The organism is Citrobacter sp. MGH100 (genome assembly GCF_001034465.1).
Classification (GTDB): domain Bacteria; phylum Pseudomonadota; class Gammaproteobacteria; order Enterobacterales; family Enterobacteriaceae; genus Citrobacter; species Citrobacter youngae.
In genome coordinates, this window is the sequence record NZ_KQ089800.1 from 2,162,412 (window position 1) to 2,177,707 (window position 15,296).

The 15,296-nt window shown below is 48.9% G+C and carries 10 protein-coding genes and 5 pseudogenes; 3 read left to right on the forward strand and 12 right to left on the reverse strand.

Annotation, left to right across the window (positions count from 1 at the left end; translation table 11 throughout):
- Positions 1 to 78: 78 nt before the first annotated feature.
- The 6 genes and pseudogenes from SK32_RS10160 to rclA form a co-directional block, all read right to left on the reverse strand.
- Positions 79 to 846 (reverse strand): putative bifunctional diguanylate cyclase/phosphodiesterase, encoded by a 768-nt coding sequence (locus SK32_RS10160; protein WP_048212357.1) that lies wholly within the window; start codon positions 844 to 846, stop codon positions 79 to 81.
- A 102-nt stretch (positions 847 to 948) separates the two neighbouring features.
- Positions 949 to 1,530, reverse strand: a complete 582-nt coding sequence (locus SK32_RS10165; protein WP_170927356.1) for a helix-turn-helix transcriptional regulator — start codon at positions 1,528 to 1,530, stop codon at positions 949 to 951.
- Between the two features lie 21 nt (positions 1,531 to 1,551).
- Complete coding sequence (locus tag SK32_RS10170; protein ID WP_048212359.1) at positions 1,552 to 2,247, reverse strand: flagellar brake protein; 696 nt, start codon at positions 2,245 to 2,247, stop codon at positions 1,552 to 1,554.
- A 584-nt stretch (positions 2,248 to 2,831) separates the two neighbouring features.
- A pseudogene (locus tag SK32_RS10175) lies at positions 2,832 to 3,071 on the reverse strand (DUF417 family protein); the annotation flags it as partial.
- Positions 3,072 to 3,136: 65 nt separating this feature from the next.
- Positions 3,137 to 3,286 (reverse strand): annotated as a pseudogene (locus SK32_RS24630) (YdgH/BhsA/McbA-like domain containing protein); the annotation flags it as partial.
- Positions 3,287 to 3,336: 50 nt separating this feature from the next.
- A complete protein-coding gene (gene rclA / locus SK32_RS10180) occupies positions 3,337 to 4,662 on the reverse strand; it encodes a reactive chlorine resistance oxidoreductase RclA (RefSeq protein WP_048212361.1) in 1,326 nt (441 codons plus the stop codon).
- 236 nt (positions 4,663 to 4,898) lie between these two features.
- Here rclA and rclR point away from each other — a divergent pair, with 236 nt between their 5' ends.
- Complete coding sequence (gene rclR / locus SK32_RS10185) at positions 4,899 to 5,753, forward strand: reactive chlorine-specific transcriptional regulator RclR (RefSeq protein WP_048212362.1); 855 nt, start codon at positions 4,899 to 4,901, stop codon at positions 5,751 to 5,753.
- Between the two features lie 40 nt (positions 5,754 to 5,793).
- Here rclR and SK32_RS10190 read toward each other — a convergent pair whose 3' ends face one another.
- The 6 genes and pseudogenes from SK32_RS10190 to SK32_RS10220 all read right to left on the reverse strand — a co-directional run bounded on the left by SK32_RS10190 (position 5,794) and on the right by SK32_RS10220 (position 12,857).
- Entirely contained in the window at positions 5,794 to 8,937 is a 3,144-nt protein-coding gene (locus SK32_RS10190; RefSeq protein WP_048212363.1) for a CusA/CzcA family heavy metal efflux RND transporter, read from the reverse strand.
- Between the two features lie 11 nt (positions 8,938 to 8,948).
- Positions 8,949 to 9,284, reverse strand: a pseudogene (locus SK32_RS10195) (efflux RND transporter periplasmic adaptor subunit); the annotation flags it as partial.
- Positions 9,285 to 9,298: 14 nt separating this feature from the next.
- Positions 9,299 to 9,996: pseudogene (locus tag SK32_RS10200) on the reverse strand (IS1 family transposase).
- A 55-nt stretch (positions 9,997 to 10,051) separates the two neighbouring features.
- Positions 10,052 to 11,017 (reverse strand): annotated as a pseudogene (locus SK32_RS10210) (efflux RND transporter periplasmic adaptor subunit); the annotation flags it as partial.
- Between the two features lie 77 nt (positions 11,018 to 11,094).
- Positions 11,095 to 11,442 carry a cation efflux system protein CusF gene (gene cusF / locus SK32_RS10215; RefSeq protein WP_048212365.1) on the reverse strand — a complete coding sequence of 116 codons (348 nt, stop codon included), beginning with the start codon at positions 11,440 to 11,442 and terminating at the stop codon, positions 11,095 to 11,097.
- Positions 11,443 to 11,474: 32 nt separating this feature from the next.
- Positions 11,475 to 12,857, reverse strand: a complete 1,383-nt coding sequence (locus SK32_RS10220; protein WP_048212366.1) for an efflux transporter outer membrane subunit — start codon at positions 12,855 to 12,857, stop codon at positions 11,475 to 11,477.
- A gap of 182 nt (positions 12,858 to 13,039) precedes the next feature.
- Between SK32_RS10220 and cusR the strand changes: the two genes are divergently transcribed.
- Positions 13,040 to 13,723 (forward strand): copper response regulator transcription factor CusR, encoded by a 684-nt coding sequence (gene cusR, locus SK32_RS10225; RefSeq protein WP_048212367.1) that lies wholly within the window; start codon positions 13,040 to 13,042, stop codon positions 13,721 to 13,723.
- Positions 13,713 to 15,164, forward strand: coding sequence for a Cu(+)/Ag(+) sensor histidine kinase (locus tag SK32_RS10230; RefSeq protein ID WP_048212368.1), 1,452 nt, complete (start codon positions 13,713 to 13,715; stop codon positions 15,162 to 15,164). Before cusR ends, SK32_RS10230 begins: the two co-directional genes overlap by 11 nt.
- Positions 15,165 to 15,296 lie beyond the last annotated feature (132 nt).

The window sequence follows — 15,296 nt, forward strand, 5'->3', positions numbered from 1 at the left end:
GGTCGGATAAGGCACAGGCGCCGCCACCCGACAACGAGAAAGAATTCAGACTAAGGGGAACAACAAAGAGGGATGAGATTAACGGCTATATTGCGCTAAGAGTGAAGGAATCTCTTCTGCCAACACCGGGGGAGAAATGAAGAAGCCTTGAATTTTGTCACAGCCAATCTGCGTCAGGCGATCAAGTTGAGACTGGGTTTCAACCCCTTCGGCCAGGACTTCAATGCCAAAATTGTGCGCTAAAGAAATGATACCCTCAATAATCCTTGTCGATTTAGTGTCGGGCTCTATTTCGGTGACAAACTCTTTATCAATTTTTAAGGTATCAAAAGGATATTTCAACAGATAATTAAGATTAGCGTGCCCGGTACCAAAATCATCAAGCGCTAACTTGACCCCGATTGCCTTCAGTTCCGTCATATTTTTCGCCGCTATTTGGCTGTCACACAGCGGCGATGTTTCCGTTACTTCAATCTGGCAGCGATGAACCGGAAGGCCGGAAGCGGCCAGGTTTTGTCTGATTCGTTGAGGTAAAAGAGGATCGCAGAATTCAAGTGCAGAAATATTTACTGATAATACAAGAGGTTCGGGCCAGGTACTCGCAACATTCCACGGCGGACTGGCAACCATATCTTCAATTGAAAATATATTGCCGCTGTCTTCCAGTAACGTAATAAATACATCAGGAGAAATCATACCCATCTGAGGGCTGTTCCACCGCATTAATGCTTCAAATCCGCTAATACACTCGGTATGTAAATTAAAAATAGGCTGATAAACCATATAAAGTTGACTGGTATTCAATGCCTTTTCAAGCGCGGTGAGCACCTCATCGGAATTAAACATTCCCCCTCTCCCTCTACAAATCATATAAATTAAAAACCAGTCAAAGTCACTCCCGAGTTGTACCTGCTGTTAAGTGCGTTACATCAGAAAAGAATAGCCAGGTTAGGGTAAAAAAGACATGCTGTGGGTAAATCTGACAATCAGTTTATTCAGATCAGAGGTATTAGTCAGTCCCAGCTTGGCGACAACTCTCATCTTATGCGCCTGAATAGTCTTATAGTTCAGACTAACCAACTCAGAGATTTCCTTGGCAGAATAACCACTTACCAATAGATTGAGGATTTGTTGTTCTCTTTCCGTCAATCTCTTCTGCGAACGATACAGTCGGGGATTCCATTTCCCGACCGACAACGTAGCCAACTGAGCAAAATCACGCAATGAGGATTTCTCAGTCAATACTATGGTTTTTTCAACGTATAATAATTCAACACATAATTTCGCCACCAAACTATCAGCAACGATAACGACAACGCTATTATAAAACTTGAACCGGTTTTTATTCAAAAACTGCACAATGGCAGAACAAGGCTGTTCATTGTTAATGATATTAAAAACCATTGTCTGATGCTGGCATAATGACGACTGCTGCAACATATCCTCAAACTGGAATGTTTTTATCGGCACATGTTTGCTTGTCAGGTAGGCAAACATACCGTTGCCCACAAAATTATCACTGCCACACATCAACATCCTGTTCACCGCTCCTTATAAGCTTCTAATTTTATTACTCATTAAAAATTTAATAATGGTTTTCTCAACTTCAGCCTCTTCACGACGGTTCTTAAAATCGAACTCGCAAGAAACCTGATGACAGGAATACAATTGATTATCCTCATCAAATTCGTTGATCGCGACGACATCAATGACTTTTAGATCAAGCTGAAAACTGCCGAACGTATCAAAATCCAGAGCAGCATTTTTAATCACTGCATCCTTGTAAAGAAAACGGGCATTAACATCTTTAGCGATTAACGCACAACCACCCTGAGAGATGTTTTTAATCTTAAGTGAGTAGTTCTCTCCGTTTTTGTAACGACCAAAACAGAAAAAAACGAACCCCTTCAGAAAAGAAAACCGCTGATTCTGTCGCTGTTGGGCAAAGAAAATCATATCCGGGATGAGGTAGGATAATCCTGCCTCAGCACCTGTTGATGGGGTGGCTTCAAATCTGGCGCTAAATTTTATAATCCCGCTGTCACTGTGCAGGATAAAGTATTGGATCTTTTCGGGAATGATGTCTTCATGACCGGTGACCACAAAGCGTTCGAAATCGATCCTTTCTAACTGCGTGATGACGCTGGTGTTTTCACATAAAACTTCCAGCTTCGTCTTCTTATGCAGCTCTTCACGAAGGATAGCGATGATCTCAAACTTGTTGTCCTTTGCTAATCCAAAGTTCATTCTAAAACCCTTATTTCCATATTTAAGATATGTCTCGGCCCCGGTCTGATGACAGACAAAAACGCGAGATCAGCATCCACCCCTGGTGCCTAATTACCATAGTGGATTCCATGTCGAACAGTTGATTAAAACTTAAGTTTTTAACTATCTTTCGTCATTTATTGATACGTAAAAACATTTAATCAGAATTAATTTTAGCTTAAGCCATGCCTAAAACCATGCAAACCTACGCAATAGCTATAACAAAAGCGAATAACAAGACTTTTCAAAATGCGATTTTGAGATAATAAATAGCAATAATCGCATAGAAATAAAATAGAAAAAATGCTGTAAAACTAAGGAGTTGACAATACAGAGCGTGGAGGGGGGGTGCTGAACCTATAGGCACAATATCCAGCAGGTGGTCATTAGCCAACTGATACCAATACCATGACGTCTCATTTCACAGGAATGAATGTATCATTCAGGTATATTAATCGTAATTTAACTTAAGTGATAAAAAGGCCAGCATGATGCTGGCCCCGGTAAATACCGAATTAAATTAGAGTGGCAAACTCTCTTACAGAGGGTACAGCGTTAAAAATTCAATACCGTTGTTTAACGATTGCCCGGGCAGAATCAGCAATTATCATCACTGCCCCAGCCAACATTAACGTGTTTTTTAGCACCAGACGTCCCGCCCCCGATAAATACGGAAAGCCGTAGTGTAAATCACCCAATGGCATAACCCATACTTCTGGTGTGGTAATTAAAAGCAACAAGGTGACCACCGGCGTTGCAAATGCCAGAATTTCCCCCATCAATCCTGACCAACGGCTAATCGGTCAAGGTTAATCCAATTCGATCCCCCTGCCCCAGTAAACGAAGATATTTTTCCATGATGGCAATCCTACTTGTACAAAATTGCAGTGACATAAGTACTGCTATCAATTCTCATCGAAGTAATTTTCCATGATGATGCCAGCTTTTCTTGCGCCAGTTTAGCAATGTCCTCTTCGACATCAGAAGGTGCCGCTGAAACAGCGGATACACTGACGTGGGCCAAAAAACCCCCACACAGGTGGGGCAAAGATGCAGACTCTATATTTATTATTGAACGAGAGAAAACAGATCGTTTAATGACTCACTCATACTTGGATGGGTAAATATTTGGTCACGCAACACGGTATAAGGTAACCCGGCATCCATCACAGTTTTAATGATATTAATCATCTCATGCGAATCCACACACAGCAGTGAGACACCTAATATCTGCTGCGTATCCGTGTCCACCACAGCTTTAAGTACACCACGCGTATCATCCATGACTCGCGCCCGTGGAATCGCAGCGACGGGAAGCGTCACCACCTGTACCGCCGCACCGCTGGCACGGGCCTGCTCTTCTGTCATCCCCACGCGGGAAAGTGGTGGTGTCATAAAGACGGAATATGGCACATTTTGCCGATCGCCGGTGTTTCTCACCCCTTCGCCTAACAGGCCATCACGCACAATACGGAAGTCGTCCAGTGAGATATAGGTAAATTGCAGCCCCCCTGTTACATCTCCCATAGCCCAGATGTTATCCGCCGACGTCCGCAAATATTTATTCACAATAATGCCGCCACGATCGTTCACATCGACACCGGCTTTTTTCAGTTGCAGCTGTTCCGTCGCCGGCTTGCGGCCTGATGCGACCAGCAGTGCGTCAACAACCTGTTCCCCTTCCGGCATCTGTAGCTGCACCGCGCCATCATGAGACGAAACCGACTGCACCTTAGCATTGAGGATCAGCTCTACGCCTTTATCGCGTAAAATATCAGCGATCGCATCGGCGATATCCCGGTCCTCACGGGGCAAAAACAGCGGTGCAGCCTCAAAAATAGTGACCTGACTGCCGAAGTTGGCAAACATCGACGCGAACTCAACGCCGATATAGCCACCCCCCAGGATACCCAGGCGCTGTGGGCGTTGGGTCAAATTCAGCAACCCGGTGCTGTCAAAGACGCCCGGCGTACTGGATAATCCCTCAATATCAGGAATCGTCGACTGTGCACCGGTATTAATAAAAATCTTCTCACCGCTCAGCTCAAGCGTTCCTGTCGACTGCATTACCCGCACGGTATGGTTGTCGACAAATTCAGCACGCCCTTCAATCACGTCCACATTTTCCAGATTGGCCAGATTATGGAAGTTTTTATCGCGCAGAAAACTGACCACGGAAGCCTTACGCTGCATCGCAGTTGCAAAGTCATGCTGCAGCTCAGCATCGTGTACCAGGGTTTTGGTTGGAATACAGCCGATATTAATGCATGTTCCGCCATACATGGTGTTGGATTGCTCAATAATTGCTACCCGCCAGCCCGTCTTTGCCAGCGTAGCCGCCAGCGTCTTACCTGCTTTGCCAAATCCAATAATGATCGCCTGATATTGTTTCATGCTGCCTCTCCGCAAAGTCATTGTTCATTTGTTACTCTGGATTATAGGCAGTGCCCTGTCAGGCCAGCATATCCATAACGCGCAATTTTTTGTTCAATCGTCTAAGACCAAATAATAAAAACCAAAAATCTGCCAAACAAAACAAAAAGTAACTATTTGATAAAATTAATTTAATGTAAAAATATGGCGATAATTACGGTTCTATCAACAACAATAAAAATTGTTCAGGAGTCTTTATGGATGCACTTAGCCGCTTGCTAATGCTTAACGATCCGCAGGGTTCTATTGATCAAAACTGCGTATTGAGCAGAGACTGGCAACTCCCTCATGCAGCAGGTGAGTTATCCGTGATCCGCTGGCATACGGTAACCCAGGGTAGCGCTTTACTGGAGATGCCTGATGGCAACACTTATACACTGCGTCCTGGTACGGTAGTCATCTTGCCGCAAAACTCCGCGCATCGGTTGTGCCAGTCAGGTGAAGAGCAAACGCATATTGTCTGCGGAAGTCTGCAACTACAGACATCCTCCCGCTATTTTTTAACCGCGCTGCCGGAAGTTTTGCTGCTGGCACCTGGCGAAAATAGCCCCGTTTACCACTGGCTTAAGGCGATGATCGGGCTGATGCAGCAGGAATCATTGAGCATGCTGCCCGGTTCCAACGTTGTGTGCAGCCAGCAATGCGCCACGCTGTTCACGCTTGCCGTTCGCGAATGGTTATCTCAGGCCCCCCCTGCCAAAAATGTGCTGAATCTGCTATTACATCCCCGACTGGGAGCGGTGGTGTTCCAGATGCTGGAATCACCCGCACATCCCTGGAGTGTTGAAGAACTGGCGCAGCGCGCGCATATGTCCCGGGCCAGTTTTGCTCAACTGTTTCGCGAGGTTTCAAACTCCACGCCGCTCGCCGTACTCACTACATTGCGTCTGCAATTCGCCGCCCAGATGCTGTCGCGCGGCGCCCAGCCGTTGGTCGTGATTGCCGAATCGGTGGGATATGCCAGCGAGTCATCTTTTCACAAAGTTTTTCTGCGTGAATTCGGCTGTACGCCTGGTGAGTACCGTAAACGGGTGAAGGCGCTGGAATCATAGCGCCCACCTTCAAAGGATTGAAGGCGAGCGCTATCAGGGGCTATTTCTGGGTGCGATGCCTGTGTAGCCACATCAGCTTATACGCTGCCGGAATGATGAACAGTGACAGCAAAGGTGCCGTGATCATGCCGCCAATCATCGGTGCAGCGATACGGCTCATGACTTCAGACCCGGCTCCCGTTCCCCATAAAATCGGCAGCAGACCCGCAATGATGACCGCGACAGTCATTGCTTTAGGACGCACACGCAGTACCGCTCCGTGGTACAACGCCTCATCCAGTTTATCTACGGTAAAGGTTTGCGGGTTTTCCAGCGCAGGCTCTGCTTCAATGGCGTGGCGCAGGTACATCAGCATCACCACGCCAAATTCGGCAGCCACGCCTGCCAGTGCGATGAATCCGGTCCCGGTCGCGACCGACATATGGAATCCCATCCAGTAGAGAAACCAAATTCCACCTACCAGCGCAAAGGGCACACTGGTGATAATCAACAGTGCTTCACCAAAACGACGGAATGCCAGATACAGCAGCACGAAGATAATCATCAGCGTCATCGGCACCATCAGTTTAAGCTTGTGGCTGGCGCGCTCAAGCAGCTCAAACTGCCCGGAGAATGCCACGCTGGTTCCCGGTTTTAGCTGGACGTTTTCAGCAATCGCTTTTTTCAGATCGTTCACCACCGACACCATGTCGCGATCGCGGGCATCAATATAGATCCAACTGGTTGGCCGCGCGTTCTCGGTTTTCAACATCGACGGCCCCGAAACCACCTGCACATCTGCAACATCAGCCAGCGTGATTTGCTGTTTCATTGGCGTCAGTATCGGCAGATGCCGTAGCGTTTCCGGGCTATCGCGATAGCTTTGTGGATAACGCAGATTGATCGGATAGCGGGCGATACCTTCAACCGTTTCACTTACCATGGCACCGCCTACCGCTGAGGTGATAAACAGTTGCACATCGCCGACGGTCATCCCATAACGGGCGGCCTTTTCACGATGAATATCTACGCTAAGATAACGTCCGCCGACCAGACGTTCAGCCAATGCAGATGCCACGCCAGGCACCGTTCTTGCGACTTCTTCGATTTGCTCTGCCGTGGCGTCAATATCCGACAACACGGTACCCGAAACCTTAATACCGATAGGACTTTTAATCCCCGTAGAGAGCATATCGATACGGTTACGAATTGGCGGGACCCACAGATTCGCCAGCCCCGGTAAACGAACGGTTTTGTCCAGTTCCTCAATGATTTTGTCCATCGTCATCCCCGGACGCCACTGATCCTGCGGCTTCAGTTGGATGGTGGTTTCCACCATTTCCAACGGCGCGGAGTCGGTCGCCGTTTCAGCTTTACCGGTTTTACCAAACACGCGCGCCACTTCAGGAACCGTCATGATGAGCTTATCGGTTTTTTGCAGCATATCTGCCGCCTGCGCTGCGGAAATCCCCGGCAAGGTTGAAGGCATATACAACAGATCGCCTTCGTTAATCTGCGGTAGGAATTCGCCCCCAACCTTATTCAGCGGGAAGATGACGGTCAGGATCGACAGCACCGCCACCAGCAGGGTCGTTTTCGGCCAGTGCAGCACTTTCAACAATAACGGGTGGTAAATACGAATCAGGAAACGGTTAAGCGGGTTGCTGCTTTCCGCCGGGATCTTGCCACGGATCCAAAATCCCATCAGGATCGGGATCACCACAATGGCCAGAAACGCAGCACCTGCCATAGCGTAGGTTTTGGTAAACGCCAGCGGACCAAACAACCGCCCTTCCTGCCCTTCAAGAGTGAAGATAGGGATAAACGACAGCGTGATAATCAGTAAGCTAATGAACAGCGCCGGACCGACTTCCACCGAGGCGTTGGTGATGACTTTCCAGCGAGTTTCGTTATCCAGCGTTTCACCCGGATGCTGATGCCCCCACTCTTCCAGCCGCTTATGCGCGTTCTCAATCATCACGATTGCGGCATCGACCATCGCCCCGACCGCGATGGCTATCCCCCCAAGCGACATAATGTTGGCGTTCAGTCCCTGGAAATGCATCACGATAAACGCGATACACAGTCCCAGCGGCAGAGAAATAATGGCCACCAGCGCCGAGCGGATATGCCACAGGAACAGCGCGCACACCAGCGCCACAACGATAAACTCTTCCAGCAGCTTGTGGCTCAGGTTATCAATCGCGCGATCGATCAGTTGACTGCGATCATATGTTGTAACTACTTCAACGCCTTCCGGCAGACTGCTCTTCAGCGTTTCAAGTTTAGCCTTAACCGCGGAGATCACCTCGCGCGCATTTTTACCGGAGCGCAGGATCACTACGCCGCCTGCCACTTCGCCTTCGCCATTCAGCTCGGCGATCCCGCGGCGCATTTCCGGCCCAATTTGTACGCGGGCAACATCACGCAGATAGACCGGAACGCCATCTGTGCCAGTTTTCAGCACGATATTATTAAAGTCATCAAGGGACTGCAGATACCCACTGGCGCGGACCATATATTCCGCTTCTGCCATTTCGACAGATGAACCACCGGCTTCCTGGTTTGAGGCATCCAGCGCCGATTTCACCTCACCCAGACTGATGCCATATTGCGTCAGCTTCATCGGATCGATGACAACCTGGTACTCTTTGACCACACCACCCACCGAGGCAACTTCCGCCACGTTAGGGATAGTTTTCAATTCATATTTTAAGAACCAGTCCTGCAGGGAACGTAATTGGGCAAGATCATGTTTGCCGCTGCGATCCACCAGCGCATATTCAAATATCCAGCCGACCCCTGTCGCATCTGGTCCCATTTCAGCACTGACGCCAGCGGGTAATTTCCCCTGCACCTGGTTGAGATATTCCAGGACACGGGAGCGCGCCCAATAAGGATCGGTCCCGTCTTCAAAAATGACATATACGTAAGAGTCGCCAAATTGCGAGAAACCACGCACCGTTTTCGCTCCCGGCACCGACAGCATGGTGGTGGTCAGCGGATAGGTCACCTGATTTTCAACAATTTGCGGCGCTTGCCCCGGATAACTGGTTTTGATGATCACCTGCACATCAGAGAGATCGGGCAGTGCGTCAACCGGCGTATTCACAATGGTCCAGGTGCCCCAGATGCTGAGAAACAGCGCCCCCATCATCACCAGGAAACGGTTTGCCACCGAGCGGCGAATAATCCATTCAATCATTTATCATGTCCTCAGTGTGAATGGGTCGCCTGGGCTGGCATCGCGGGTACAGCGAGCGTCCCGTTTGCCTGGGCGCGCATACGATCCAGGGCGCCAGAAATATTCGCTTCGGAATCGATCAGAAACAGACCGCTGGACACCACGTTTTCACCTTCGCTCAAACCAGAGCGAATGGCCGTTAACCCCTGAGACTCATGGAATACGGCTACCTGCTTAGGTACAAATCGTCCTTCATTATCGACGGTGATAACCCGCTGTTCGGTACCGGTATCAATCAGCGCTTTAGACGGAATCAGCAGCATCGGCTCGCTTTGCGTTTTTAGCTGCAGATAGGCATTCATTCCCGGGTAATGACTCTAACTTACTGATAGTGTTTTATGTTCAGATAATGCCCGATGACCTTGTCATGCAGCTCCACCGATTTTGAGAACGACAGTGACTTCCGTCCCAGCCTTGCCAGATGTTGTCTCAGATTCAGGTTATGTCACTCAATGCGCTGAGTGTAACGCTTGCTGATAACGTGCAGCTTTCCCTTCAGGCGGGGTTCATACAGCGGCCAGCCATCCGTCATCCATACCACGACCTCAAAGGCCGACAGCAGGCTCAGAAGACGCTCCAGTGTGGCCAGAGTGCGTTCACCGAAGACGTGCGCCACAACCGTCCTCCGTATCCTGTCATACGCGTAAAACAGCCAGCGCTGACGTGATTTAGCACCGACGTAGCCCCACTGTTCGTCCATTTCAGCGCAGACAATCACATCACTGCCCGGTTGTATGCGCGAGGTTACCGACTGCGGCCTGAGTTTTTTAAGTGACGTAAAACCGTGTTGAGGCCAACGCCCATAATGCGTGCACTGGCGCGACATCCGACGCCATTCATGGCCATATCAATGATTTTCTGGTGCGTACCGGGCTGAGAGGCGGTGTAAGTGAACTGTAGTTGCCATGTTTTACGGCAATGAGAGCAGAGATAGCGCTGATGTCCGGCAGTGCTTTTGCCGTTACGCACCACGCCTTCAGTAGCGGAGCAGGAAGGACATCTGATGGAAATGGAAGCCACGCAAGCACCTTAAAATCACCATCATACACTAAATCAGTAAGTTGGCAGCATTACCCATTCCCGGCTTAAGGGCCTCATCCGGGTTATTAACCTGTAGACGAAGCTGGAGCGTGCGCGTCGTGGAATCCACACTCGGCAAAATACTCCATTTGCTAATGGTGAAGGATTTACCCGGCCAGGCAGGTACGGTAATGGTGAATTGCGAGGCGTCTTTAATCAGCCAGGCGATAGATTCCGGGACTGAAGCACTGACCCAAACCGGATCCATTCCCTGAATTTTCGCGACCACATTATCTTTTGAGATGTTCATACCAGTACGTAAATCAAACGCGGTAATCACCCCATCAATAGGGGCCTTCAGGGTAAAGCGGGTCTGAATTTTCCGCGTCGCTTTCAAGCGTTGAATGTCCGCCTCCGGCATTCCCGCCAGGCGTAATCTCTCCAGAATACCTTCAACCTGCGTCGCGCTGCCGCCCGTTTCCCGCAGCAGTAAATATTCACTTTGTGCTTCTACCCAGTCAGGAATTGTCAGATCGATAAGCGGCGAGCCCTGCTTAATTTTGTCGCCCACAGTCAGCGGATAAACTTTCTCGATAAAGCCTGCCGAACGCGCCTGGACAATGACAAATTGATATTCGTTATAACTGACGTTCGCCGGGAAAGTTTGTGCATATTGCAATGGCCCACGGCGCACGGGTTCGGTTTTTAGCCCCAGATTCTGAGTCTGTGTCGGGTCAATACGCACACCCGGTGTGGATGTACTCGCCGTCTCTTCATCGGCATATTTCGGGATCAAATCCATATCCATAAACGGAGATTTACCCGGTTTATCAAACCGCGTATTGGGATACATGGGGTCGTACCAGAATAAAACTCTACGCTCTTCTTTTTTTTGAGCAGCGCCGGTATCGGCCGATATTTTTGCGGATGAATAATAGGTATACACACCGACAGAAATAATTCCGCCGACAATCATGCTGCCGAGAATAAGCGCGGTATTTTTAATATTTAAAGACGCCATAGTGATTTCCATTGCGCGATAGTCTCGCCCGTGTCCAGGAAAACCCGGGCAAGAATAAAAGAGACCAGCGAGATCCGTTATTTACTGATGTGAATATCGCGTAAGACAGAGAGATTTCCCTGCTGAACAAACGTAAATGTAACTTTATCGCCTGGCTGAATATCGTCGGCCCTGGTATCAGATACCAGCGTGAAACGCATCGTCATTGCCGGCCAGTTCACTGCGGGAATAGGTTCATGTTTAATCGTGACTTTTTTGCTATCCATATCAATAGATTCAATCACGCCTGTCGCACTAATCACTTGCTCCTGCTGGGCCGCAGGCGCCATATTCATCATCTCGCCATGCTGATGTTCATTGGCCTGAGCGTTAAACATGACTACAGATAACACAGTAAACAAAGCGGCTTTAGCGGTAGTTTTCATGCAATATACTCCTGAGAATTTAAGATTAAAGATCATTCAACCCAGCCACCGCCTAAGGCAGCAAACAGCTTAATTTCATTAACCTGTTGGGCATAGTTAAGGTCGAGCAACGATTGCTGTGTAGTGAATAAAGAACGCTCGGCGTCCAGTACTTCGATATAACTAACCGCACCATGTTGATAGAGTGCACGAGCGCGTTGCAGCGTGATTTGTAATGAGTCCAGATAACGCTGTTGTCCGGTAATTTGATCGGCAAGGCTTTGACGCAACACCAGTGCATCCGCAACTTCTTTAAATGCGTTCTGAATTTTTTGCTCGTAATTCACCACCGATTGCTGCTGGCGGATTTCTGCTAAATCGAGATTTGACTGATTACGTCCAGCGTTAAAGATCGGAATGTCTATTTTCGGGACAAAATTCCACATGCCGCTGGCCGCATTAAAGAGGCTGGAGAGATCGCCACTGCTGCTGGATACAGAGCTGGTCAGCGTAATCGATGGGAAAAATGCGGCTCGTGCAGCGCCAATATTGGCGTTCGCCGCCAGCAATCCATGTTCGGCCTCCATAATATCCGGGCGCTGCAATAATATTTGCGATGGGAGTGCGGGGGGCAGTGTCACGGGTTTTATATCACCGCGACTGCGCACGCGGTCGTCCGGTAATTTCCCGTACGTCCCCAGCAATAGTTGCAGTGCGTTGTTCGCCTGCGCCAGTTCGCCTTGACGTTTGGCAATATCGCTGCGTGTGCTTTCAATCACGCCGCGAGCCTGCTCCAGTGCCAGCACGTTCGTACTGCCGGTCATCAACTGTTTCTCGACAAACGCATATGAGCGCTGGTAGTTTTGCAACGTTTCTTCGGCAATTTGCAGTTGCGCATAAGCCAGACGCTGGTTGAAATAACTTTGCGCCACGTTAGAAATTAATGAGATATGCACCATTCGACGCGCTTCTTCACTGGCGAAAAAATTCTGCCGATCGGCTTCACTCATATTTTTCAGTCGTCCAAAGAAATCCAGATCGAAACTGAGATTCAGTCCCGCTTCAAATTCCCGGTTGGTGCTGCTATCGCCTTTTAATTTCCCGCTATAGGTACCGCTGGAGCCAGCGTTAAGCTGTGGGTAACGATCGGCATCCGTCACACCGTATTGCGCTTTCGCTTCCTGAACCTTCAGTACCGCCATGCGTAAATCACGGTTATTGACCAGCGCCTCACCAATCAACGCCTTCACCTGGGAGTCAACAAAAAAGTTACGCCAGCCCGTATCCTGATATCCCGTCGGGGCCGAAACCAGCGTGTGCTGACTTAAGGAGAATTGCTGCGGAACCGGCAATGCCGGACGTTGATAGTCCGGAGCCAACGAGCAGCCAGCCAGAACAAAAATAGCGCTGAGGGTAAGAAGCTTAAATTTGTACATAGTTCTTCTCGTCCAGACCGGACTGATAACCATAAAAGATGTGTGAATTTATACCTGAATGACTCTGTTTAAGCGGTGACAGGAAAATGACAAAACTGTCATTTTCCCAATAACCGATTGCTATCCGATCCGCCTTCTCTAGAATTGAAAATCCGCACAGCCAGTGCGTGATGGAGAATGTCATGAAGATTTTGATTGTCGAAGATGAAAAAAAAACCGGCGAATACCTGACGAAAGGCCTGACGGAAGCGGGTTTTGTTGTGGATTTGGCGGACAACGGTCTGAACGGATATCACCTGGCAATGACCGGTGATTATGACCTGCTCATTCTCGACATCATGCTGCCCGATGTAAACGGCTGGGATATCGTGCGGATGCTGCGCACCGCCAATAAAGGCATGCCCATTCTGCTACTCACCGCACTGGGTACCATTGAGCATCGGGTCAAAGGTCTGGAGCTGGGGGCTGATGATTATTTGGTTAAACCGTTTGCCTTTGCAGAATTGCTGGCGCGGGTCAGAACGCTGCTGCGACGGGGAGCCGCGGTCATTGTCGAAAGTCAGTTTCAGGTCGCGGATTTAATGGTCGATCTGGTCAGCAGAAAGGTCACCCGCAACGGCACACGCATCACCCTGACCAGTAAAGAGTTTACGCTGCTTGAATTTTTCCTGCGTCATCAGGGAGAAGTGTTGCCGCGTTCGCTGATTGCCTCTCAGGTTTGGGATATGAATTTTGACAGCGACACCAATGCGATTGATGTCGCCGTGAAGCGTCTGCGGGCCAAAATCGATAATGACTTTGAGCCGAAACTGATTCAGACCGTGCGTGGCGTGGGGTACATGCTTGAGGTGCCGGATGGCAACTAAACGATTACAGCGCCCTTTTTCGCTGGCAACACGGTTAACCTTTTTTATCAGTCTGGCGACTATCGCCTCATTTTTCGCTTTCGCATGGATAATGATCCACTCGGTGAAAGTCCATTTCGCAGAGCAGGATATCAATGATTTAAAAGAGATCAGCGCGACGCTGGAGCGTATTATTAACCACCCGAACGAACCGGAATCGCGTCGGCTGGAAACACTAAAAAACGTAGTTTCGGGTTATTCTAACGTCATTATTTCTCTGGAAGATGCCAATCAGAGGGCCATTTTCCATTCACCTAATGCGCCGGATCTTCGTCAGTTTATCGCCTCGGCAACGCCGGATAAAAATGCACATACCCGTAATGTCTTTTTAATTTCCGGCCCAACGCTGCAAACATCAGAACATGCGCACGGGAAAAACGCATCCTCCAACTGGCGAATGATTCGTTTACCCATTGGGCAGTTGCCAGACGGAAAACCGGCCTATACGTTGTTTATGGCGTTATCGATTGATTTTCATCTGCACTATATTAACGATCTGAAAAACAAACTGATCATGACAGCATCGTTAATTAGCATGATGATTGTTTTTATTGTGCTGTTCGCCGTCTATAAAGGTCATGAACCGATCCGTAATGTCAGTCGGCGCATCCAAAATATCACCTCTAAAGATCTCGATGTTCGCCTGGACCCGCAGGCCGTGCCGATTGAGCTTGAGCAACTGGTCGAGTCATTTAACCATATGATCGAACGAATCGAAGATGTGTTTAAACGTCAGTCCAATTTTTCTGCTGATATTGCTCACGAAATCCGCACGCCAATCACCAACCTGGTCACGCAAACAGAAATTGCCCTCAGCCATCCCCGCAGTACGAAAGAGCTGGAAGATGTGCTCTACTCTAATCTCGAAGAATTTGGGCGTATGTCGAAGATGGTGAGTGATATGTTGTTTTTGGCACAGGCAGACAATAATCAGTTGATCCCGGAAAAAACAGCGCTGAATCTTGCGGATGAGGTCAGTAAAGTGTTCGACTTTTTCGAAGCCTGGGCGGAAGAACGCGAAGTCAGCCTGCGCTTTGAAGGTCGGGCATGCCGGGTTTCTGGCGACCCGTTAATGTTACGCCGGGCAATGAGCAACCTGCTCTCTAACGCAATGCGCTATACGCCCAAAGGCGAATCTGTCACCGTGCGAGTGAAAGAGGCTGATGATCTCGTGCATATTATTGTGGAAAATCCTGGTACGCCAATAGCCGCGGAACATCTGCCACGACTCTTTGACCGATTTTATCGCGTCGATCCCTCACGACAGCGTAAAGGCGAAGGTAGCGGTATTGGCCTGGCGATAGTGAAATCGATTGTGATTGCCCACCAGGGAAAAGTCTCCGTGACATCCGACGCTCGCGCTACCCGCTTTATTCTGACATTACCCAAATATGCCGCTTAATAATTATTGGTGGCGCTAATGCGCCATCGATTAAACCTGATATTAATATTATTATTCTCTGACATCATCGTCATAATCCTGTCACCTCACTGACAGCCCCTGATTATTATAATTCTCCTGTAAACCGACACT

Coding starts and splice junctions, on each gene's coding strand:
- SK32_RS10160 (WP_048212357.1), bottom strand. CDS start 846: ATGTTTAATTCCGATGAGGTGCTCACCGCGCTTGAAAAGGCATTGAAT.
- SK32_RS10165 (WP_170927356.1), bottom strand. CDS start 1,530: ATGTGTGGCAGTGATAATTTTGTGGGCAACGGTATGTTTGCCTACCTG.
- SK32_RS10170 (WP_048212359.1), bottom strand. CDS start 2,247: ATGAACTTTGGATTAGCAAAGGACAACAAGTTTGAGATCATCGCTATC.
- rclA (WP_048212361.1), bottom strand. CDS start 4,662: ATGAAACAATATCAGGCGATCATTATTGGATTTGGCAAAGCAGGTAAG.
- rclR (WP_048212362.1), top strand. CDS start 4,899: ATGGATGCACTTAGCCGCTTGCTAATGCTTAACGATCCGCAGGGTTCT.
- SK32_RS10190 (WP_048212363.1), bottom strand. CDS start 8,937: ATGATTGAATGGATTATTCGCCGCTCGGTGGCAAACCGTTTCCTGGTG.
- cusF (WP_048212365.1), bottom strand. CDS start 11,442: ATGAAAACTACCGCTAAAGCCGCTTTGTTTACTGTGTTATCTGTAGTC.
- SK32_RS10220 (WP_048212366.1), bottom strand. CDS start 12,857: ATGTACAAATTTAAGCTTCTTACCCTCAGCGCTATTTTTGTTCTGGCT.
- cusR (WP_048212367.1), top strand. CDS start 13,040: ATGAAGATTTTGATTGTCGAAGATGAAAAAAAAACCGGCGAATACCTG.
- SK32_RS10230 (WP_048212368.1), top strand. CDS start 13,713: ATGGCAACTAAACGATTACAGCGCCCTTTTTCGCTGGCAACACGGTTA.